The sequence below is a fragment of the Microbacterium sp. MMO-35 genome (assembly GCF_037147555.1).
Lineage (GTDB): Bacteria > Actinomycetota > Actinomycetes > Actinomycetales > Microbacteriaceae > Microbacterium.
In genome coordinates this window covers 257,964-277,820 of sequence record NZ_JBBCVH010000002.1, presented here as the reverse complement: position 1 = coordinate 277,820, position 19,857 = coordinate 257,964, and the positions used below count along the sequence as shown (strand labels likewise).

19 protein-coding genes and 1 tRNA gene are annotated in these 19,857 nt (G+C 71.4%); 13 read left to right on the top strand and 7 right to left on the bottom strand.

Features of this window, described 5'->3' with window-relative positions; translation table 11 throughout:
* Position 1: 1 nt before the first annotated feature.
* Positions 2-1,012, top strand: coding sequence for an alpha-ketoacid dehydrogenase subunit beta (locus WFJ01_RS04620; protein WP_251440059.1), 1,011 nt, complete (start codon positions 2-4; stop codon positions 1,010-1,012).
* Positions 1,009-2,388, top strand: a complete 1,380-nt coding sequence (locus tag WFJ01_RS04615) for a dihydrolipoamide acetyltransferase family protein (RefSeq protein WP_336628346.1) — start codon at positions 1,009-1,011, stop codon at positions 2,386-2,388. Before WFJ01_RS04620 ends, WFJ01_RS04615 begins: the two co-directional genes overlap by 4 nt.
* A 15-nt stretch (positions 2,389-2,403) precedes the next feature.
* On the opposite strand, the gene WFJ01_RS04610 is transcribed toward WFJ01_RS04615, so the two are convergent.
* From WFJ01_RS04610 to WFJ01_RS04600, 3 genes are all read right to left on the bottom strand, one after another.
* Positions 2,404-3,717: an MFS transporter gene (locus WFJ01_RS04610; protein ID WP_336628345.1), complete on the bottom strand. Its 1,314-nt coding sequence runs from the start codon at positions 3,715-3,717 to the stop codon at positions 2,404-2,406.
* A gap of 87 nt (positions 3,718-3,804) precedes the next feature.
* Complete coding sequence (locus WFJ01_RS04605) at positions 3,805-4,389, bottom strand: histidine phosphatase family protein (protein ID WP_251440051.1); 585 nt, start codon at positions 4,387-4,389, stop codon at positions 3,805-3,807.
* Positions 4,386-5,210, bottom strand: a complete 825-nt coding sequence (locus WFJ01_RS04600; protein ID WP_292887287.1) for a Sir2 family NAD-dependent protein deacetylase — start codon at positions 5,208-5,210, stop codon at positions 4,386-4,388. Before WFJ01_RS04600 ends, WFJ01_RS04605 begins: the two co-directional genes overlap by 4 nt.
* A 113-nt stretch (positions 5,211-5,323) precedes the next feature.
* Between WFJ01_RS04600 and WFJ01_RS04595 the strand changes: the two genes are divergently transcribed.
* On the top strand, positions 5,324-6,142 hold the full coding sequence (locus WFJ01_RS04595) for a TrmH family RNA methyltransferase (RefSeq protein ID WP_292886999.1): 819 nt from the start codon (positions 5,324-5,326) through the stop codon (positions 6,140-6,142).
* A gap of 17 nt (positions 6,143-6,159) precedes the next feature.
* On the opposite strand, the gene WFJ01_RS04590 is transcribed toward WFJ01_RS04595, so the two are convergent.
* The gene (locus WFJ01_RS04590) at positions 6,160-6,984 is read right to left on the bottom strand and encodes an SGNH/GDSL hydrolase family protein (protein ID WP_292887001.1); all 825 of its coding nucleotides are present in this window, start codon (positions 6,982-6,984) and stop codon (positions 6,160-6,162) included.
* Between the two features lie 65 nt (positions 6,985-7,049).
* On the bottom strand, positions 7,050-8,303 hold the full coding sequence (locus WFJ01_RS04585) for an LCP family protein (RefSeq protein WP_336628344.1): 1,254 nt from the start codon (positions 8,301-8,303) through the stop codon (positions 7,050-7,052).
* A gap of 154 nt (positions 8,304-8,457) precedes the next feature.
* On the opposite strand from WFJ01_RS04585, the gene WFJ01_RS04580 reads away from it, so the two are divergent.
* The 3 genes from WFJ01_RS04580 (at position 8,458) to WFJ01_RS04570 (ending at position 11,774) form a co-directional block, all read left to right on the top strand.
* Positions 8,458-10,200, top strand: a complete 1,743-nt coding sequence (locus WFJ01_RS04580) for a DEAD/DEAH box helicase (protein ID WP_292887006.1) — start codon at positions 8,458-8,460, stop codon at positions 10,198-10,200.
* A gap of 155 nt (positions 10,201-10,355) precedes the next feature.
* Complete coding sequence (locus WFJ01_RS04575) at positions 10,356-11,465, top strand: VIT1/CCC1 transporter family protein (protein ID WP_251440024.1); 1,110 nt, start codon at positions 10,356-10,358, stop codon at positions 11,463-11,465.
* 87 nt (positions 11,466-11,552) lie between these two features.
* Positions 11,553-11,774 carry a hypothetical protein gene (locus tag WFJ01_RS04570; RefSeq protein ID WP_251440019.1) on the top strand — a complete coding sequence of 74 codons (222 nt, stop codon included), beginning with the start codon at positions 11,553-11,555 and terminating at the stop codon, positions 11,772-11,774.
* Between the two features lie 83 nt (positions 11,775-11,857).
* On the opposite strand, the gene WFJ01_RS04565 is transcribed toward WFJ01_RS04570, so the two are convergent.
* Positions 11,858-11,942, bottom strand: a tRNA-Leu gene (locus tag WFJ01_RS04565).
* Between the two features lie 109 nt (positions 11,943-12,051).
* On the opposite strand from WFJ01_RS04565, the gene WFJ01_RS04560 reads away from it, so the two are divergent.
* Both WFJ01_RS04560 and WFJ01_RS04555 read left to right on the top strand, forming a co-directional pair.
* Positions 12,052-13,353 carry a M20/M25/M40 family metallo-hydrolase gene (locus tag WFJ01_RS04560; protein WP_336628343.1) on the top strand — a complete coding sequence of 434 codons (1,302 nt, stop codon included), beginning with the start codon at positions 12,052-12,054 and terminating at the stop codon, positions 13,351-13,353.
* 40 nt (positions 13,354-13,393) lie between these two features.
* The gene (locus WFJ01_RS04555; RefSeq protein ID WP_336628342.1) at positions 13,394-14,218 is read left to right on the top strand and encodes an undecaprenyl-diphosphate phosphatase; all 825 of its coding nucleotides are present in this window, start codon (positions 13,394-13,396) and stop codon (positions 14,216-14,218) included.
* Positions 14,219-14,290: 72 nt separating this feature from the next.
* Here WFJ01_RS04555 and WFJ01_RS04550 read toward each other — a convergent pair whose 3' ends face one another.
* Positions 14,291-15,142: a PAC2 family protein gene (locus WFJ01_RS04550; protein ID WP_251439997.1), complete on the bottom strand. Its 852-nt coding sequence runs from the start codon at positions 15,140-15,142 to the stop codon at positions 14,291-14,293.
* A gap of 91 nt (positions 15,143-15,233) precedes the next feature.
* Between WFJ01_RS04550 and WFJ01_RS04545 the strand changes: the two genes are divergently transcribed.
* From WFJ01_RS04545 to WFJ01_RS04525, 5 genes are read left to right on the top strand one after another with little or no spacing between them, the layout of a single operon-like run.
* A complete protein-coding gene (locus WFJ01_RS04545) occupies positions 15,234-15,920 on the top strand; it encodes an HAD family hydrolase (RefSeq protein ID WP_336628341.1) in 687 nt (228 codons plus the stop codon).
* Entirely contained in the window at positions 15,917-16,948 is a 1,032-nt protein-coding gene (locus WFJ01_RS04540) for a tRNA (adenine-N1)-methyltransferase (RefSeq protein WP_251439995.1), read from the top strand. The genes WFJ01_RS04545 and WFJ01_RS04540 overlap by 4 nt, the downstream gene beginning before the upstream one ends.
* A gap of 10 nt (positions 16,949-16,958) precedes the next feature.
* Positions 16,959-17,870 (top strand): FKBP-type peptidyl-prolyl cis-trans isomerase, encoded by a 912-nt coding sequence (locus tag WFJ01_RS04535; RefSeq protein ID WP_336628340.1) that lies wholly within the window; start codon positions 16,959-16,961, stop codon positions 17,868-17,870.
* On the top strand, positions 17,871-18,857 hold the full coding sequence (locus WFJ01_RS04530; RefSeq protein ID WP_251439989.1) for a helix-turn-helix transcriptional regulator: 987 nt from the start codon (positions 17,871-17,873) through the stop codon (positions 18,855-18,857). It begins immediately after the preceding gene.
* Positions 18,857-19,843 carry a helix-turn-helix transcriptional regulator gene (locus WFJ01_RS04525; RefSeq protein WP_336628339.1) on the top strand — a complete coding sequence of 329 codons (987 nt, stop codon included), beginning with the start codon at positions 18,857-18,859 and terminating at the stop codon, positions 19,841-19,843. Before WFJ01_RS04530 ends, WFJ01_RS04525 begins: the two co-directional genes overlap by 1 nt.
* Positions 19,844-19,857 lie beyond the last annotated feature (14 nt).

The following is a 19,857-nucleotide window of genomic DNA, read 5'->3' as shown; positions in this document are numbered from 1 at the left end:
CATGACGCAGATGACCATGGGCAAGGCGCTCGGCGCCGCCCTGGCGCAGTCCCTGGCCGACGACCCGAAGGTCGTGCTGCTCGGCGAGGACATCGGCAAGCTCGGCGGCGTGTTCCGCATCACCGACGGACTGCTCGACCGCTTCGGGCCGGAGCGGGTCATCGACACCCCGCTCGCGGAGTCCGGCATCGTCGGCACGGCGGTGGGCCTCGCGATGCGCGGCTACCGCCCGGTCGTGGAGATCCAGTTCGACGGCTTCGTCTACCCCGCGTTCGATCAGATCGTCTCGCAGGTGGCCAAGCTGCACTACCGCACCCAGGGAACGGTGCCGATGCCGATCACGATCCGGATCCCGTGGGGCGGGGGCATCGGAGCCGCCGAGCATCACTCGGAGTCGCCGGAGGCCTACTTCGTGCACACCGCCGGGCTGCGCGTGGTGGCGGTCTCCGATCCGCAGGACGCGTACACCTGCCTGCGTCAGGCCATCGCGAGCGACGACCCCGTGATCTTCTTCGAGCCGAAGCGGCTCTACCACGCCAAGGGCGAGGTCGATCTGGACACCCCGCTCGCCGACGCCGCGCCGATGGGGCTGGCCCGGGTGGTGCGCGAAGGCACGGATGTCACGGTCGTGACGTACGGGGCGATGGTGCGCACCGCGCTCGACGCCGCCGAGGCGGCCGAGGCGGAGGGCCGGTCGCTGGAGGTCATCGACCTGCGCTCGCTCTCCCCGGTGGACTACGGCACCGTGTGCGCCTCGGTGCGCCGCACGGGGCGTGTCGTCGTCGTGCACGAGGCCGCCCGTGAGGCGGGCGTGGCGGCGGAGGTCATCGCGAGCATCACCGAGAAGTGCTTCACCTGGCTGGAGGCGGCGCCGCTGCGCGTCACCGGCCACGACATCCCCTATCCGCCCGCGAAGCTGGAGAAGTTCCACCTCCCCGACCTCGACAGGATCCTGGATGCGGTCGACCGCGTCTGCGACGACGAGCAGCTGCTGGAGGGGGCGGAGCGATGAAGCAGGAGTTCCTCCTCCCGGATCTCGGCGAGGGCCTCACCGAGGCCGAGATCGTGCAGTGGCTCGTCGCCGAGGGTGACACGGTGACGCTGAACCAGACACTCGCCGAGGTGGAGACCGCCAAGGCGATCGTCGAGCTGCCGTCGCCGCACGCGGGCGTGATCACGGCGCTCCACGCGGGAGCCGGCGACGTCGTCGCCGTGGGCGCGCCCCTGGTGGGCTTCGAGATCGAGGGTGCCGACGAACCGGCGCCGACGTCACCGTCGGCGGTCGAGGAAGGCTCGGGGCCGAACCTGGTCGGCTACGGCGCCGCGCCGTCGAGCGGGCGTCCGCAGCGCAGGGCGCGCCGTGCCATCGCCGGCGCAGGGACGGTCGTCGCGACCGACGCCGAGGTGCGCGTCGCGGCCCCGCACGATGCGATCGACGTGCTCCCGGCGCCGCCGGCGCGCGGCGAGCGACCCCGGTCGACGCCCCCGGTGCGCGCGTATGCCAAGGGGCTGGGCGTGGATCTGGTGCTCGTCGCCGCCGAGCTCGGCGATCGGGTCATCACGCGCCACGACGTCGACACCTACCGGGAGCGGCTCGGCCGCCGCGTCGACGGGACCATTGCCGAGGCGGGGGCTGCCCCGGCCGCGACGACGGAGCGCGCACCGGCCCGTCCTGCGGCGGAGCAGCGCGCCACCACGCGCATCCCGATCCGCGGCGTCCGCAAGCACACGGCCGAGGCGATGGTGCAGAGCGCGTTCACCGCGCCGCACGTGACGACGTTCCACACCGTCGACGTCACCGCCACGAGCGAGCTCATCGCCTCATTGCGGGCGTCCGCGGCCCCGGACGCCCCGCGCATCGGCGTCCTCACCGTGGTCGCGAAGGCCGTCTGCCTGGCGCTCGGCCGCCACCCGGGGCTGAACTCGCGCTGGGACGGCGAGGCGGGAGAGATCGTGCAGCAGCACTTCGTCGACCTCGGCATCGCCGCGGCCACCGAGCGGGGACTGATCGTGCCGATCATCCGCGATGCCGAGAGCATGGCGCTGGGAGAGCTCGCAGGGGCGATCGCCGAGCTGACGCGCACGGCACGCAGCGGGAAGACCCCGCCGGCGGACCTCCTCGGCGGAACGTTCTCGCTGACCAACATCGGCGTCTTCGGCATCGACGCGGGCACCCCGATCCTGCCCCCGGGCCAGACCGGGATCCTCGCCCTCGGAGCGGTGCGCCGCCTGCCGTGGGAGCATCGCGGCGAGATCGCGCTGCGCGACGTGATGACACTCAGCCTGTCGTTCGACCACCGCATCGTCGACGGAGCGGAGGGCGCGCAGTTCCTGAAGGCCGTGGCCGACGTGCTGCAGGAGCCGGGGCGGGCGATGCTGCTCGGCTGAGCGGACCCTCGGCGTTCAGTCCTGACGCGGGCGGCGGCCCAGGCCCAGCACGCGCCGGGTCAGCCGTCGTTCCCGCACGATGAACGCCGTGCCGATGAGCCACAGCGGCACCTGGGTGAGGAAGGCCCAGCGGAACGCGTCGAGCGTGTAGGTGGCGGGCGTTCCCGCGCCCTGCACATCGAGTGCCAGGCCGATGAGGAAGATCGCCACGAGCGCTGCGAGGAAGCCGCCGCCGTTCACGACGCCGGTGGCGGTGCTCAGCCGATGCTGGGGATTGTGGGTGCGGGCGTGGTCGAACGCGACCATGGACGCGGGCCCTCCCGAGGCGAGGGCGATCGCGAGCACGATCAGCAGCCAGAGCGGGGCCGGTCCCGGCCAGAGGATCACGGCGAGCCAGACGATCACCTGGATCCCGATGGTCGGCAGCACGAGCATGAGGGAGCGACTCGTCGGGTGGCGCGCCGACAGCGTGCCCAGGACGGGCCCGAACAGGATCCCGAACAGGACGTAGACCGTCGTCACCAGGGACGCGGTCCCGATCGAGAGGCCCTCGCCGCTGGTGAGGAACGGGATACCCCACAGCATCATGAAGGCGGTGCCGGCGAAGGGCGTCGTGAAGTGCGTCCAGAAGCCGAGGCGGGTGCCGGGGTGGGCGAGGGCCTCGCGCAGGGAGACCCGAAGATCGGCCTGGGACGTCACGACGCGGATCGCCCCGGTGTCCGTGTTGACCGAGACGTCCTCGGTGAACTCGGGCGGACGGTTGCGGATCAGGGCGAACACGAGCACGGTGAACAGCACGCCGAGACCCGCCAGGCTGCCGAAGGCGACCGACCAGGTGGTCGAGTGCAGAAGCAGGGGCAGCGGGATGAGGGCGACGAGCTGACCGAGCTGGCCGACGATCCCCGTCAACTGCGCCATCAGCGGTCCGCGCTGGGCGGGGAACCAGATCGCGACGAGGCGGAGCACGCCAGGGAAGATCGCGGCGTCGCCGGCGCCGAGGATCATGCGCGCGACGATCGCGACGCCCACGTTGGGGGCGAACGCCATGACGAGCTGGCCGACGGACATCAGCAGCATCCCCGCGACCATGATCGGCCGGGATCCGAAGCGGTCCAGCAGCAGCCCGACCGGGATCTGCATGAGGCCGTACACCGCGAGCTGGAGGACGGCGAAGAGGGAGAGCGTGGAGGCGTCCGCCTGGAACAGGTGTGCGGCATCCACTCCGACGGCGGACAGCGAGGTGCGGTTCGTGATCGACAGCACGTAAGCCGCGACGCCGACGATCCAGATGAGCCAGGTCCGCCAGGTGGGTGCAGCGGCGGAATTCACGGCTCTCCTCGGGGTCGGCGGCTCTTCGATCCTACGCCCGGATGCGTTCCGGTCCTGGCCGGCGCCCGGCGGTGCGCGGGGCGCCGCTCAGACCGCGACGGCGTCGATCAGGCGGATGCCCCCGCCGTCGATCGCGAAGCGGTGCAGCGAGCCGTTGCCGAGACGTTCCCCGGGCGCGGGGAGCGTCCCGCCCGATGCGTGCTCGAGGAGGGCGCGGATCACCCCGCCGTGCGTCGCCACGAGCACGGATTCGGTGCGCGGCGCGGAGCGGCGACGGGCGGCGAGCGCGATCCGCTCGAGCGATGCCAGCGCGCGGTCTGTGAGCTCCGCCGTGGTCTCCGCGCCGGGCACGTTCCCGCTGTCCGCCCGGAACCGGTCCCGGTACTGGTCCCAGAGCAGACCCTCGGCGGCCCCGAACTCGTGCTCGCGCATCCCGACGGCGATCAGCGGTGCGGGCAGGCCGAGTTCGCCCGCGATGATCTCGGCCGTCTCCCGCGCCCGAACGAGCGGGCTGGTGTACACGTGGTCGAAGCGGGTCCCTGCGAGTCGCACGGCGGCCGCCCGCGCCTGGGCGCGCCCGGTGTCGTTCAGCGGGATGTCGGTTGCTCCCTGGATCCGGCCTTCGAGGTTCCAGTCGGTCTGGCCGTGGCGGATGAGGGTGATGAGGGTCACGTGAGCAGCTCCTGGAGGGCGGGGAGGACGACGGTGGTGGACGCCGCGATGGTGGCGGAGGCCCAGGCGTCGGCGCGGGTGGGCTCGAGGTTGACGATGACGATGGGGAGCGCGCGGCGTCGCGCCCGCTCGATGATGCGGATGCCGGAGTTCACCACGAGGGAGGAGCCGGCCACGACCAGCGCATCTCCGGAGCGCAGCAGCGCCTCGGCGGTCGCGAACCGCTCTCCGGGGATGAACTCGCCGAAGAACACCACGTCGGGCTTGAGCGCTCCGGCGCACACGGTGCACACCGGCAGCGCGAAGCCGTCGGTGCTCTCGGGGCGCACGTCGCCGTCCGGGCCGAGGAGCACCTCATCGGGAACATCGAGCCAGGGGTTGCGCCGTTCGATCTGCGCGGCGACGGCGTCCCGGGAGAAGCTCTGACCGCACCGCAGGCAGAGCACGGTGCGCATGGTGCCGTGGAGCTCGACGACGCGCGCGGATCCCGCGGCGAGGTGCAGCCCGTCCACGTTCTGCGTGATCACCCCTGCCGAGCGCCCGGCGCGCTCGAGCGCCGCGATCGCACGATGGCCGGGGTTCGCCTCGGCGGTGCCGAAGGAGCGCCAGCCGAGGTGCCCGCCCAGCCAGTAGCGGCGCTGGGCCTGCTCCGAACCGAGGAACGTCTGCACGGTCATCGGTGCGCGTCGGGGGGCGGATCCCGCGCCTCGATAGGCGGGGATCCCCGAATCGGTGGACAGGCCCGCGCCCGTGAGGAACGCGATGCGGCGGTCGGCGAGCAGGTCGGCGACAGGCTCGAGCTGCGCGTGCAACGACGGCATGCTGCTGTTCACGGAACCTCCCCGCCCGAGTCTACGGGCGCTCCGCAGGGAGTCGGCCGGGGGCCGTGGGGCTCGTCGACGCACGTCGGCTCCCGACCTGGGAGAGTGGATCCGTGCACGAGTTCCGCCTGGACGACCCCGCCGATCCCCGCCTCGACGACTACCGCGGACTGACCGACACCGCGCTGCGGCTGCGCAGCGACGCCGAGGGCGGCCTGTACATCGCCGAGTCGCTCAAGGTGATCGAACGGGCGGTCAGGGCCGGGCACCGCCCGAGGTCGGTCCTCACCCAGGAGCGCTGGCTGGGCGGCATCCGCGACGTCGTCGGCGGCGCCGACATCCCGGTGTACGTCTGCCCGGACGATGTGGTCGAGGCGGTCGCCGGGTTCCCCGTGCATCGCGGTGCTCTCGCGGCGATGCACCGCCCGGCGCTGCCGGAAGCCGCGACGGTCCTGCGCGGGGCGCGCACGGTGGTCGTGTTGGAGGACCTCGTGGAGCATGCGAACGTCGGATCGGCGTTCCGCGCCGCGGCGGCCCTCGACGCCGATGCGGTGCTCGTCTCCGCACGCTGCGCGGACCCGCTGTACCGCCGCAGTGTCAAGGTCAGCACCGGGGCGGTCTTCCAGGTGCCGTGGACGCGATTCCGCGGCTGGGGCGAGCTCGCCCCGCTGCTCCGTGCCGAACGCATCCAGCTCGCCGCACTCGCGCTGAGCGACGACGCGGTGTCGTTGGAGGCCTATGCGGCCGCGCGCCCGGAGCGGGTCGCCCTCGCCTTCGGGTCGGAGGGGCCGGGGCTGACCGACGCGGCACTCGCGGCGGCCGATGCGATCGTGACGATCCCGATGTCGGGCGGAGTGGACTCGCTCAACGTCGCCTCGACCGCCGCCGTCGCGCTCTGGGCGCTGCGGCACCCGCCTGCGTCGGAGGACTGACCGCCCGCGGCGAGCGCTCAGTCCTCGTGCGGCAGCAGCACCGGCGCCGGTTCGGGGCGCTTGGCCTCGATCGAATCGCCGGACGACTGGTGCCGCAGTCTGCGCAGCACCCACGGCACCAGGTGCGTGCGCGCCCACACCAGGTCCTCGTTGCGGGCTTCGCGCCAGGTGCGGTTCGGGAATGGATCGGCCACCATTTCCTGCAGGTCGTTCGGCACGTTCAGCGCGCGCAGCACCATCCGGGCGACCTCGTGGTGACCGAGGGGATTCATGTGCAGGCGGTCGTCGGCGAAGAAGCGCGGATCCTGGATCGTCTTCAGCCCCCACTGGTCGGCGACGATGCAGTCGTGCCGATCCGCCACGGCGCGCACGTTCTCGTTGTAGATCGCGACCTTGCCGCGGAACGGCCGGAACACGGGGGTGAAGTTCGTGTCGATGCCGGTGAAGAGCACGATCGCGGCGCCGGTGCGGGCGAGGCGGGTGACCATGTCGTCGAGCTGCGCCGCGATCTCATCGGGATCGGTGCCGGGGCGGATGACGTCGTTGCCGCCCGCGCACAGCGTGATCAGATCCGGGTTCAGCGCGATCGCGGGAGCGACCTGCTCGTCGGAGATCTGCGCGATGAGCTTGCCCCGGACCGCGAGGTTCGCGTAGGCGAAGTCGTCGCTCTGCGCGTCGAGCACCTCGGCGACGCGGTCCGCCCATCCCCGGTGTCCGCCGGGAGCGCTCGGCTCTGGGTCCCCGATGCCCTCGGTGAACGAGTCGCCGAGGGCCACGTAGCGGTGCCACGGGTGCGGCGTGTCGTTCGGGATGTACGGGGTGCGCGGTTCGTGGCCGGACATGATCCTCCTCCTGGGAGCCGTGCGTTCGGCGCGGCACCGGATCCGAGACTACCCGCGTCGCGGCGTCACTGGCTGGTGTCGCCGTTCGAGCACGTCTGCTGCGCCGCCGTGCTGCCGCGCACGTTGTCGGACAGCGGAACCGCGCTGGGCGCCGGGGTGGCGGACGGGGCGGGGGAGGCGGTCCCGCTGGGGGCTGGGGTCGCACTCGGCGCGGCCGGCTCCACGGTGACGCCGTCGTTCACGGTGTTCTGGTGGGTGATCTGCACCGGCTGGTTCGCGGCGATCGCGGCCCAGAGCGTCTGGGCCGAGGCGTCGTCCTCGATGACACGGTTCGGGTTGTCGGGATCCGTGAGCGTCGGGTACTGGATGAACGTGATGTCCGAGGGCGGCACATCCTTGACGGCGAGCGCGAGCTGGACGATCGTCATCGGATTGGTGAGCGTCGTGCTGGCCTCGATGTTGCTCAGCGCGATGTTCGCGATGTTCAGCACCTCCGGCACGTTCGAGAGCACCTTGCCGCTGGACAGCGTGCGGGCGAGGCTGGCGAGATACTGCTGCTGGTTGCCGATGCGCGCGAGATCGCTGCCCGAGACCAGGCCGTGCCGGGTGCGCAGGAACTGCAGCGCCTGGAGCCCCTGGATCGTGTGCTCGCCGGCGCTGAGGTTCAGTCCCGTGTACGCGTCGTTCATCGGCGTGGCGAGGCAGACCGGCACGCCGCCGATGGCGTTGGTGATGTCGATCACGGTGCCGAAGTTCACGGCGGCGGCGAAGTCGACGTTCAGGCCGGAGAGCTGCGTCACCGTCTTGGCGACGCAGGACAGGCCGCCCTCGTCGTAGGTCGTGTTGATCTGCGCGCCGCTCTGCGCCGACACGGCGGTGCCGTCCTTCGCCGTGCACGAGGGGATCGGCATCACCAGGTCGCGCGGGAAACTGATCACCGTGATGCGCCGGGGGGAGTCGGACACGTGCATGAGCACCGTGACGTCGTTGTTGACGCTCGACGCGTCGGGGCCGTCGCAGCGTCCGGGGAAGAGGTCCGCGTACTTCGCCTCGCAGGCGTCGATGCCGACGACGAGCAGGTTGAAGCCGCTCTTGTATGCGCCGATGTCGGGCGCGGCCGTCGGGCCGCCCTCCAGCTGCACGCTGTTGTGCGCGACTGCGGCCGTGAGATCCGAGACGATGTAGGCCGCGACGCCGGCCGTGCTGACCACGAGGACGGCGACGCCGATCCCGATCGCGCGCAGGATCCGGGTCCAGATGCGCGGACCGGTCGCGCGGCCGTGCTGCGCGACCGGGCGCGCGGCGATGGGTCGTCTCATGGGTTCCTCCGGGAGGGCGCTCCGGGCGGGAGGGCCGCAGGGGACGCTACTGCGACGCGCCCTGGATCGGCTGTGCCGATCCGGTGCGGACGCTGTGACCGCACGCGAGGGGCGTGGACGGGAATGTCGACGGCCTCGTCTATCGTGGAATCCCATGCTCTCCCCGTCCTTCCCTCAGCGCGCCCCTTGGGGAACCGCCGATCGGCTGCGGGCGTGGCAGCGGGAGGCCCTGGAGGAGTACTTCCGGATCCCCGACCGCCGCGACTTCCTGGTCGCCGCCACCCCGGGCGCCGGGAAGACGACTTTCGCGCTGACCCTCGCGGTCGAGCTGTTGCGCACGAACGAGGTCGACCGGGTGATCGTGGTCGCCCCGACCGAGCATCTGAAGACCCAGTGGGCGGATGCGGCGGCCCGCGTGCACATCCGTCTGGATCCCCGGTTCCGCAACAGCCACTGGGCGCCGTCCCGGCAGTACCACGGCGTCGTCGTGACCTACGCGCAGGTGGCAGCGAAGTCCTCGGTGCACAAGCACCTCACGGAGGGGGCGCGCACGCTCGTCATCCTGGACGAGGTGCACCACGGCGGCGATGCGCTCAGCTGGGGCGACGCGATCCGCGACGCCTACGGGTCGGCGAGACGGCGGCTGCTCCTCAGCGGAACCCCGTTCCGCAGCGACACCGCGCCGATCCCGTTCGTGGAGTATCTGCCCGACGAATCGGGGGCTCGGATCTCGAGCACCGACTACGCCTACGGCTACGGCCGGGCCCTCCAGGACGGCGTGGTCCGCCCGGTGCTCTTCCACATGTACGCGGGCAAGATGCGCTGGCGGACGAGCGCCGGAGATGAGCTCGAGGCGCACCTGGGGCAGGACAACACGAAGGACGTCACCTCGCAGGCGTGGCGCACCGCGCTCGACCCCGAGGGGGAGTGGATGCCGGCGGTGCTGTCGGCCGCCGACCGCCGCCTCACCGAGATCCGCCACCACGTGCCCGATGCCGGCGGGCTCGTGCTCGCGACCGATCAGACGGTGGCGCGGGCCTACGCGAAGATCCTGCACTCGCTCACGGGCCAGCGGCCCACGGTCGTGCTCTCCGACGACGCCACCGCATCCGAGCGCATCGAGAAGTTCAGCGCGTCCGATGATCGCTGGATGGTCGCCGTGCGCATGGTGTCCGAGGGCGTCGACGTGCCGCGGCTCGCGGTCGGGGTCTACGCCACGTCGTCGTCGACCCCGCTGTTCTTCGCGCAGGCCATCGGCCGGTTCGTGCGCGCGCGTCGCCGGGGCGAGGCCGCGAGCGTTTTCGTGCCGAACGTCCCGGTGCTGATGAAGCTCGCCAACGAGCTCGAGAAGCAGCGCGACCACGCGCTCGACCGGCAGTCGAAGGACGATGACGGCCTCGATGACTCGCTGCTGGAGAGTGCGAACCGCGAGGATGATGCGTCGGACGCGCTCACCCAGGAGTTCAGCTATCAGGCGATCTCCTCGCTCGCGCACTTCGACCGGGTCGTCTTCGACGGCAAGGAGTTCGGCCAGCTCGCCGAGCCCGGCACTCCCGAGGAGGAGGAGTTCATCGGGATCCCGGGTCTGCTCGAGCCGGAGCACGTGCACGAGCTGCTCATGCAGCGGCAGTCGCGCCAGTCACGGCTGCGCGAGGCGCGGGAGGCGCAGGCTCCGACAGCGACGACGACGCTGCCCGAGCCCCTGCACCGCACCCTGCGCGAGCAGCGGCAGCTGCTGAACAGCCTCGTCGGCGTCTACGCGCGGCAGACCGGGGAGCCGCACGGATCCGTCCATGCCGAGCTGCGCCGGCTGTGCGGAGGACCGGCGGTCGCGCAGGCGACCGTCACCCAGCTGCAGTCGCGCATCGACCTGCTCCGGCGTCGCGTCCGCTCCTGAGCACCGCGCGCGGCAGCGCCCGGATCCGGTCCGCGTGACGCGCCCGGGACCGGCCGGTTCGGATCCCCGAAATGCTGTCAATCCGCGTCTCAGCAGGGGGCGGAGCACCACGGGTGGATAGCGTGGAATGGTTGCTCCGAACACGAAGGACGCTGATGAACACCCCCGCTCCCGTGCCCGCCGAACCCACCGCGGCCGACCGCCGCCGCTGGGCGCGGTACCTCGTCGACGAGCGCGCCGAGGCGCACGTCTACCAGCAGCTCGCCGCACGGCGCGACGGGGAGGAGCGGGAGATCCTGCTCGAGCTCGCGGCCGCGGAGGGACGCCACGAGGCGCACTGGCTCCAGTTGCTCGGCGGAGAGCCGGCACGGCTGCCTCGGCCGGGTCTGCGCACGAGGGTGCTGGGCTGGATGGCGGGCCGGTTCGGATCCATCTTCGTGCTGGCGCTCGCGCAGAGCGCGGAAGCGCGATCGCCGTATGACTCCGAGGCCTATGCGACGCCCGCCATGCGCGCCGACGAGAAGGTGCACTTCGAAGTGGTCCGCGGCCTCGCGGCGCGGGGTCGCCGCCAGCTGTCGGGATCGTTCCGCGCCGCCGTGTTCGGCGCGAACGACGGACTCGTGAGCAACCTCGCGCTCGTGCTCGGCATCGGCGCCACCGGGGCGAGCAGCGGCTTCGTCCTGTTCAGCGGATTCGCGGGACTGCTCGCCGGCGCGCTGTCGATGGGCGCGGGGGAGTTCGTCTCGGTGCGCTCCCAGCGCGAGCTGCTGGAGGCCACCGAGGAGAACGGGCACGGGGCGGCGACCGCGAGCGACCTGGACCTGGACGAGAACGAGCTGGCCCTGGTCTACCGAGCCCGCGGCATGGACACGGAGGAGTCGCTGGAGCGCGCCCGCCGGGTCGTGAGCGCGGCGAAGGCCGGCATGGCGCAGCGCGCGACGGGTCCGCTCCGGGTGGTCGACGACGGCGGGGACGAGCACGAGATCATCGGCAACGCGTGGCCGGCGGCGATCTCGAGCTTCCTGCTGTTCGCCTCCGGCGCGATCGTGCCGGTGCTCCCGTGGATCTTCGGCATGCAGGGCACGCCGGCCGTGCTCGTGGCGCTCGCCCTCGTCGGCATCGCTCTGCTGAGCACCGGAGCCACGGTCGGAGTGCTCTCCGGTGGTCCTCCGCTGCGCCGGGGCCTGCGGCAGCTGGCCATCGGCTTCGGGGCCGCCGCGGTCACCTACGTCCTCGGACTGCTGTTCGGCGTCAGCGCCGGCTGAGCCGCCTGCGACGGGCCGCTGTCAAGCCCCTGGTGGCCTCCGTGGCAGGGGGTCCAGGCTGGCCGGACGACGACAGGAGGTGCGGTGATGAGCGACAGGGAGAACGGCGAGGAGCGGGACGAGCCGACGGAACGGCCGGATGAGCCGACGACGGAGGAGCTGCGGGAGCCGAGCACGGAGAAGGATCCCGGGGAGGAGCCGAAGGCTCCGCACAGCGGCGACGACGGCGAGCCGGAGCCGAGCCATCGGGCCGAGGGGATCGGGGTCATCGCTCCGGACGGGCCCGACGCCGACGAGGCGCCGGTCTGACTCCCGGGCAGGGACTCGGAGCGGTGCCGACGCGGACACGACGAAGGCCCCGGATCTTCCGATCCGGGGCCTTCATACCAGCGTGCGCGAGGGGGGACTTGAACCCCCACGCCCTATTCGGGCACTAGCACCTCAAGCTAGCGCGTCTACCTATTCCGCCACCCGCGCTGGTGTTTTCGGCTGTTCCCAACCGAGGAATGACACTATCACGTTCCGCAGGCGCCCTCGAACCAGGATGCACGTCGGGCGCGTCGAGCGGGTTCGATAGCCTTGTCCCATGCCCCAGCCGGATGCCGAGATCCCTGAGGTCGCGCGGATCGCCGCCGACCTCATCCGCTTCGACACCTCCAACTTCGGCGGCGGCGACGCGAAGGGCGAACGCGAGGCGGCCGAGTACGTCGGCGCCTATCTGGAGTCGCTCGGACTGGAGCCGGAGTACTACGAGCCGATCCCGCGTCGCACGAACGTGATGGCGCGGGTGCCGGGCCGCGATGCGAGCAAGCCCGCGCTCGTCGTGCACGGTCATCTGGACGTGGTGCCCGCGATGGCGGGCGACTGGAGCGTGGATCCGTTCGCCGGGCTCATCCAGGACGGCATGCTCTGGGGCCGCGGCGCCGTGGACATGAAGAACATGAACGCGATGATCCTCACGTCGATCGCCGAGATCCTGCGAGCGGGGGAGCAGCCGGAACGCGACCTGATCCTGGTGTTCTTCGCGGACGAGGAGAACGGGGGCGTGGAGGGGTCGGCCCTGGTCGTGCAGAACCGCCCGGAGTGGTTCGCCGGGGCGACCGAGGCGATCAGCGAGGTCGGCGGGTACTCGATCCCCGTCGGCGACCGGCGCGCCTACCTGCTGCAGGTGGGGGAGAAGGCGCTGCTGTGGATCCGCCTGGTCGCGAAGGGGAGGGCCGGGCACGGCAGCCGCGTCCACCCGGACAACGCGGTGACCAAGCTCGCCGAGGCGGTCGCGGCCATCGGACGCACCTCGTGGCCGATCCATCTGACCGCCACGACCCGCGACTTCCTCGATCGGATGAGCGCGCTCTCCGGTCTTCCGGTCGATGATCCGGATGCCCTGGCCGCGACGGCGGGTCCTGCCGAGGCGTTCCTGCGCTCGACTCTGCGCACCACGACGAATCCGACCGTGCTGCAGGCCGGCTACAAGCACAACGTCATCCCGGAGCGCGCCGAGGCGCTCATCGACGTGCGCGTGATCCCGGGGATGGAGGACGAGGTGCTGGATCAGCTCCGCGCCCTCGTCGGCGAGGACATCGAGCTCGAGATGGTCGTGCAGGACATCGGGATGGAGACGCCGTTCGCCGGCGACCTCGTCGACGCGATGGTGGCGGCCCTGGAGCGGCACGATCCTGGCGTGCCCGTGATCCCGTACCTGCTCGGTGCGGGCACCGACAACAAGGCGCTCGCCTTCCTCGGCATCACGGGCTACGGCTTCGCGCCGCTCAGGCTGCCCGCCGACCTCGACTTCACCGGGATGTTCCACGGGGTCGACGAGCGGGTCCCGATCGACGCGCTGGTCTTCGGGCAGCGCGTGCTGACCGACCTTCTGCGCACCTACTGACCGCACCGCGCGAACCCCGCGGACGACGCGAAAGCGACCCATGCATCTTCTCGAAGCCATCTTCCTGGGGATCGTGCAGGGACTCACCGAGTTCCTGCCGATCTCGTCCAGCGCCCACCTGCGCATCGTGGGCGCGTTCCTGCCGAGCGCGCAGGACCCCGGGGCGGCCTTCACGGCCATCACGCAGATCGGCACGGAGGCGGCCGTCGTCGTGTTCTTCTGGCGCGACATCGTCCGCATCGTGAGCCGCTGGTGGGCGGCGCTGCTCGGTCGCATCCCACGCAACGACCCGGACGCGCGGATGGGCTGGCTGATCATCATCGGCAGCATCCCGATCGTCGTCCTCGGGCTCGCGTTCAAGGACCAGATCGAGACGGTGTTCCGCTCGCTGTGGATCGTCGCGATCATGCTCATCGTGTTCGGCGTGCTGCTCGGCGTCGCGGACGCGATCGGCGCCCGCCGGCGCACCCTCAAAGATCTGACGCTGGGGCACGGCGTCATCTACGGGCTCGCGCAGTCGTTGGCCCTGATCCCGGGCGTCTCCCGTTCCGGCGGCACGATCACCGCCGGACTCCTGCTCGGATACGAGCGCGAGGCGGCCGCCCATTACGCGTTCCTGCTCGCGATCCCCGCGGTGTTCGGATCCGGCATCTACCAGGCGGTGAAGAGCATCGGCGAGCCGAGCGTGTTCTCGGCGGGGGAGACGCTTGCGGCGACGGGGATCGCGTTCGTCGTGGGACTCGGCGTCATCGCGTTCTTCATGCGCTGGATCTCGCAGCGCAGCTTCCTGCCGTTCGTCGTGTACCGGATCCTGCTCGGGATCGTGCTCATCGTCCTGCTCGCGATGGGCGTGATCAAGCCCTGAGCGCGCCTCGGCCGTGAGTGGGCGCAGGCGCTTCGACGGGGCCCGGCGGCCGACGACTCTCGGAGAACGGGCTCAGCGCTTGTGCTCGCCCGGGCCCTCGCCGTTGCGGCGGAAGAATCGCTCGAAGGCCTGCGCGATGGCCTCGCCGGACGCATCCGGCGAATCCCAGGTGTCGCGCTTGGCCTCGAGCTGCGCGATGTAGGCGGCCATCTCCTCGTCCTCGGCGGCGGCCGCGTCGATCGTGGCCTCCCACATGGCCGCCTCGGTGGCGAGCGTGCCCCGGGGCACGTCCACTCCGGTCACCTCGTGCAGCCGGTCCAGCAGCGCGAGCGTGGCCTTGGGCGAGGCGCTGCCGGTCTGCACGTAGTGCGGGACGTTGGCCCACAGCGAGAGCGCAGGGATGCCGGCCTGCTCCGCCGCATGGTCGAGCGCGGAGAGGATGCCGATCGGGCCCTCGTAGGTCGAGCGCTCGATGCCGAGCGCGTCACGGACCTCGGCGTTCTCGCTCGAGGCGAAGATCGAGATCGGGCGCGTGTGCGGCACGTCGGAGAGCATGGCACCGAGGGTGACGAAGCCCGTGATGTCCTCGCTCAGCGCCGCGTCGATGAACTCGGCGCTGAACGCCTGCCAGGCGCGGGCGGGCTCGGTTCCGGTGAGCAGCCAGAGGCGCGGCTCGCCATCGCCGGCGGTGCCGGTCGGACGCTGCATCCGGGCCGACGGCCAGCGCAGGCTGCGATTGCCGTCCTGGTCGCGCTCGAGCGTCGGGCGAGCCCACTGGTAGTCGAAGTACAGCTCGGGGTCCACGGCGTGCACGAGATCGAACGTGCCGTCGTCGATCTGCTCGGCCGCTGCCGACGCGGCCTCGCCCGCGTCGTTCCAGCCGTCGAAGGCGGCGACGAGGATCCGGGATCCGAGTACCTGCACGGTGCTCCTTCCTGCGGCGGCCGGTGCCGCGTGTTCCGTCCAGGCTAGTCCCGCAGCCGGGCGCGAGGCGGCACGCCGGTACGATGGGGGAGTGAATCAGCATCCTCGCGCGGTCCTCTGGGACATGGACGGAACCCTTGTCGACACCGAGCCGTACTGGATGGACGCGGAGACCGACCTCATCGAGTCGTTCGGCGGCACCTGGTCCCACGAGCAGGCGCTCCAGCTCGTCGGCAACGGTCTGATCGACAGCGCGATCATCCTCCAGGGCGCCGGGGTGAAGATGGGCGCCCAGGAGATCGTGGACGAGCTCACCGAGCGCGTGCGCGTGCGTCTGCAGCAGGACGGCGTGCCGTTCCGGCCCGGCGCGAGGGAGCTGCTGCGCGAGCTCCGTGCGGCGGGCGTCCCCACGGCGCTCGTCACCATGTCCCTGCGCCGGATGGCCGAGGACATCGTCTCGCTCATCGGCTTCGACGCCTTCGACGTGATCGTGGGCGGCGACGACGTCGAGCGGCCCAAGCCCTTCCCGGATCCGTATCTGCAGGCGGCGGATGCGCTCGGCATCGACATCGCGGATGCCGTCGCGCTGGAGGACTCGCCCACCGGACTGCAGTCGGCCCTCTCCGCGCGCGCCGTGGCGATCGGCGTCCCGCACATCGTGGGGTTGGACGGCCTCGGCGCCGATGCCCTCTGGGAGACGCTCTCGGGTCGCGGCGTCGACGACGTCGCCGCGGAGTTCGCGCGAGCGCGCTCCATCCGAACGGAGGCCGCGCTGTGACCGCGCAGCGGCCGAGCGGCCCGTTCCGCGAGGGCGACCGGGTTCAGCTGACCGGCCCCAAGGGGCGGATGCACACCATCACCCTGCGCGAGGACGGCGAGCTGCACACCCACCACGGGGTGCTGCGCCATCGCGATCTCATCGGACTGCCCGACGGGTCCGTGGTGGAGAACAGCTCGGGCAACGAGTATCTGGCCCTGCGTCCGCTGCTGCGCGACTTCGTCATGTCGATGCCGCGCGGTGCCGCCATCGTGTATCCGAAGGATGCGGCGCAGATCGTGACCCAGGCCGACGTCTTCCCCGGTGCGACGGTGGTCGAGGCGGGCGTCGGATCCGGCGCGCTGTCCCTGTCGCTGCTGCGTGCCATCGGCCCGAGCGGCCGCCTGGTCTCCTTCGAGCGGAGGGATGACTTCGCCGAGGTCGCGAGCGCCAACGTGGAGACGTTCCTCGGTGAGCTCCCCGAGTCCTGGCGGATCGTCGTGGGCGACCTGCAGGAGCAGCTTCCCGGCGAGTTCGCGTCCGGCACGGTCGATCGGGTGGTGCTGGACATGCTCGCGCCGTGGGAGTGCATCGACGCCGTCGCCGAGGCTCTGGCACCCGGCGGCGTGGTGCTCTGCTACGTCGCGACGGCCACGCAGCTCTCCCGGGTCGCGGAGTACGTCCGCGGGACGGGCCTGTTCACCGAGCCCGAGGCGTCGGAGACCATGGTGCGAGGTTGGCACGTCGAGGGACTCGCCGTGCGTCCGGACCATCGGATGGTGGCGCACACGGGTTTCCTGATCACCGCGCGACGGCTCGCTCCGGGGGCGATCCCGCCCGATGTGAAGCGCCGCGCGGCGAAGAAGCCCAGCTACGGCGACGAGGACGTGGAGCTGTGGACCCCGGGCGCCGTGGGCGACCGCGAGATCACCGACAAGAACCTCCGCAAGCGCGTCCGCGAGGCCCAGCGGGCCGCCGGAGGCGCCCGTCTCGCCGCCGCGGGCGACGCGGGTGCGGAAGAGGCCGAGGACGGGGATCCGTCCGCATAGACTGGAGCGCGTGCGTAAGACTGCCGCTGCTCTGATCACCCTCGGCCTCGCCGCCCTCGCGCTGGCCGGCTGCTCCGCCGGACCCTCGTTCGCGGGGCAGGCCTGCTCGTCGAAGGCGACCTCCTCCGTGCTCACCAACTCCGTGACGGTGAAGGGGGAATTCGGAAAGGCCCCCGAGGTGAGCTTCGCGACGCCGACGAAGGTGCAGAAGTCGAGCGTCGACGATCTGATCACCGGAACCGGATCCGCGATCACGGAGAAGAACCAGCCGATCGTCATCGACGTCGCCCTGTACGACGCGAAGACGGGGCAGTCTCTCGGCAGCACCAGCTTCGACGGCTCGACCCAGGTCGCCGACGTCAACACGTGGGACGGTCAGCTCAAGACGATCGGCGATGCGCTGGGCTGCGCGACCGCAGGCTCCCGCCTGCTGGTCGGCTTCCCCGCGGGCACGGTCGCCGAGGGCGGAGCGGTCGCGGTGGTCGATGTGCAGAAGGTGTTCCTCCCGCACGCCGAGGGATCGCTGGTGTACAACGACGCGCTCGGGCTTCCGACGGTCGTTCGCGCGCCCGACGGGCGCCCCGGCATCATCGTCCCCGACGCGAAGAAGCCCGCCAAGCAGGTCACGCAGACCCTCATCCGCGGCACCGGTGCGAAGGTGACCAAGGACGACGTCCTGCGGGTGCAGCTGACGAGCGTCGACTGGGACACCCGGAAGGTGCTCAAGTCGACGTGGGACGCGCAGTCCGTGGCCATCTCGGCGACCGGGCTGGAGGGCCAGACCGTCGGATCCCAGGTGCTCCTGGTGATCCCGCCCGCTGACGCGAACCAGAGCACCGGCGCGGACGGCAACGGCACCCAGGCGATCGTCGTGGACATCCTCGGCGTCGACACCTCCGCATCCTTGTCCTCGGGGCAGTAGATGGCGGCACGGATCCCCGCGGAGGAGCGCCTGACGAACCTCGTCGTGGCGCTCATGGCGACGGAGATCGGCCTGACGAAGCAGCAGATCCTGGCGTCGGTCTCCGGCTACCGGCAGCGCTCGGAGGGCAGGGCCGACGCGCTGGACAAGATGTTCGAGCGCGACAAGGACGAGCTGCGCGCCCTCGGCATCCCTATCGAGACGCTCGGCGACCACGCGGACCCGAACGATCTCCGCGAGGCCCGTTATCGCATTCCGAAGGCGGAATACGACCTTCCGGTCGACATCGAGTTCACCCCCGCGGAGCTCGCTGTGCTGCGTCTGGCCGGGAGCGTCTGGAGCGAGGAGTCGCTGTCCGCCGATGCGCAGGCCGGCGTGCGGAAGATCCGCGCGCTGGGCATCGACGTGGATGAGCCCATCATCGGATTCGCGCCGCGCATCACAGCGCGCGATGCCGCTTTCGCGCCGCTGCAGGGCGCGATCGAGCGCAGTGTCGCCGTCTCCTTCGACTATCTGAAGCCGGGGGAGGAGTCGCCTCGCCGGCGCCGCGTGCAGCCGCTCGCCCTCGTCGAGTACGAGGCGCGCTGGCACGTGTTCGGACGCGACATCGACGCCGACGGCGATCGGATGTTCCTGCTGACCCGCATCGTGGGCGACGTGACGGTCAGCGCGGACGCGTTCCCCGCGGAGCTGAGGGAGGGGGCGGGCGAGCGAGCGCTGTCGAGCCTGGGCGCCGTCGCCGCGGCGCATTCGGCGCTGCTCGAGCTCACTCCGGGCACCGAGGCGGCTCTGCGCCTCGGACGGCGCGCCGAACCCGCCGTGCAGGGGATCCGGGTGCCCTACGTCGACCTGCACATCCTGGCGGACGAGCTCGCCTCCTACGGTCCGGAGGTGCGCGTGGTCGAACCCGAGGAGCTCCGAGACGCGGTCGTCGCTCGTCTGCGTGCCGCCGCGGCGACGCACATCGACACGAAGGGCGGCGCGTGATGGCACAGCGCAAGCCGTTGCTGAGCTCCGACCGGGTGCGCGCGTATCTGACGCTCGTGCCGTATCTGCTCGAGCGCGGCGAGGTCTCCCTCGCCGAGGCCGCGGCGGAGTTCGACATGTCCGAGGCGCAGATGCGGGCGATGGTCGAGAAGCTCACGGTCATCGGCCTTCCCGGCGACGAGGGCTACTGGCAGGCGCCGCAGGAGCTCTTCGACATCAACTGGGACCTGCTCGACGAGCAGGGGATCATCGAGATCACCAACGACGTGGGGCTGCGCCGGGTGCCCAAGTTCACCGCCCGCGAGGCGGCGGCGCTCGTCGCGGGGCTCCAGCTGGCATCGGCCGTGCCGGGTGTCGCCTCCTCGGCGGTCGTGCAGGGACTCATCGCCAAGCTCTCGCGCGGTGCGGCGGGTCTTCCGGCCGAGGTCATCGTCGCGCCGGGACCGGTCGACGCGGTCCGCACCGTCGTCGCCACCGCGCTCAAGGAGCACGTCGCCGTCGCGTTCACCTATCGAGCCCCGGACTCCGCGCCCACGACCAGGACCGTCGACCCGGTCACGGTGCTCATCACGAACGGGCAGTGGTATCTGCAGGGCTGGTGCCACCTCCGGCGCGCGATGCGCACCTTCCATCTCGATCGCGTGAGCGAGCCGCGTCTCACCGACATCCCGATCACCCACGGCGACGAACCCGTTCCCGAGCTGTTCGCCGGTGACGGGGACAGCGACCAGGCGGTGATCCGCTTCCCGGCGCGCCTGGCGCCGCTGCTGCGCGATTACCTGCGTCGCGCCGAGGCGGTGGTCGAAGGCGATACGATGACGGCGACCCTGCATGTCGGCGACCCGCTCAGCCTCAAGAGACTGGCGGCCCGCTTCGGCGGCGCGGTCGAGATCCTCGAGCCGTCCGGCGCACGCTGCGCGGCCAGGGAATGGGCCACGGCGGCTCTTGCGCTGTACCCCGAACAAACCACCCCGCAGTCACGGTAGACTGTGCGGAACAC

What these genes read in the sequence shown, in the direction of transcription:
- WFJ01_RS04590 (WP_292887001.1), bottom strand. Translation starts at nt 6,984, where the DNA reads ATGTCCGGCCACGAACCGCGCACCCCGTACATCCCGAACGACACGCCG.
- WFJ01_RS04530 (WP_251439989.1), top strand. Translation starts at nt 17,871, where the DNA reads ATGGCGGCACGGATCCCCGCGGAGGAGCGCCTGACGAACCTCGTCGTG.
- WFJ01_RS04560 (WP_336628343.1), top strand. Translation starts at nt 12,052, where the DNA reads ATGCCCCAGCCGGATGCCGAGATCCCTGAGGTCGCGCGGATCGCCGCC.
- WFJ01_RS04615 (WP_336628346.1), top strand. Translation starts at nt 1,009, where the DNA reads ATGAAGCAGGAGTTCCTCCTCCCGGATCTCGGCGAGGGCCTCACCGAG.
- WFJ01_RS04620 (WP_251440059.1), top strand. Translation starts at nt 2, where the DNA reads ATGACGCAGATGACCATGGGCAAGGCGCTCGGCGCCGCCCTGGCGCAG.
- WFJ01_RS04580 (WP_292887006.1), top strand. Translation starts at nt 8,458, where the DNA reads ATGCTCTCCCCGTCCTTCCCTCAGCGCGCCCCTTGGGGAACCGCCGAT.
- WFJ01_RS04570 (WP_251440019.1), top strand. Translation starts at nt 11,553, where the DNA reads ATGAGCGACAGGGAGAACGGCGAGGAGCGGGACGAGCCGACGGAACGG.
- WFJ01_RS04555 (WP_336628342.1), top strand. Translation starts at nt 13,394, where the DNA reads ATGCATCTTCTCGAAGCCATCTTCCTGGGGATCGTGCAGGGACTCACC.
- WFJ01_RS04575 (WP_251440024.1), top strand. Translation starts at nt 10,356, where the DNA reads ATGAACACCCCCGCTCCCGTGCCCGCCGAACCCACCGCGGCCGACCGC.
- WFJ01_RS04585 (WP_336628344.1), bottom strand. Translation starts at nt 8,303, where the DNA reads ATGAGACGACCCATCGCCGCGCGCCCGGTCGCGCAGCACGGCCGCGCG.
- WFJ01_RS04600 (WP_292887287.1), bottom strand. Translation starts at nt 5,210, where the DNA reads ATGCCGTCGTTGCACGCGCAGCTCGAGCCTGTCGCCGACCTGCTCGCC.
- WFJ01_RS04525 (WP_336628339.1), top strand. Translation starts at nt 18,857, where the DNA reads ATGGCACAGCGCAAGCCGTTGCTGAGCTCCGACCGGGTGCGCGCGTAT.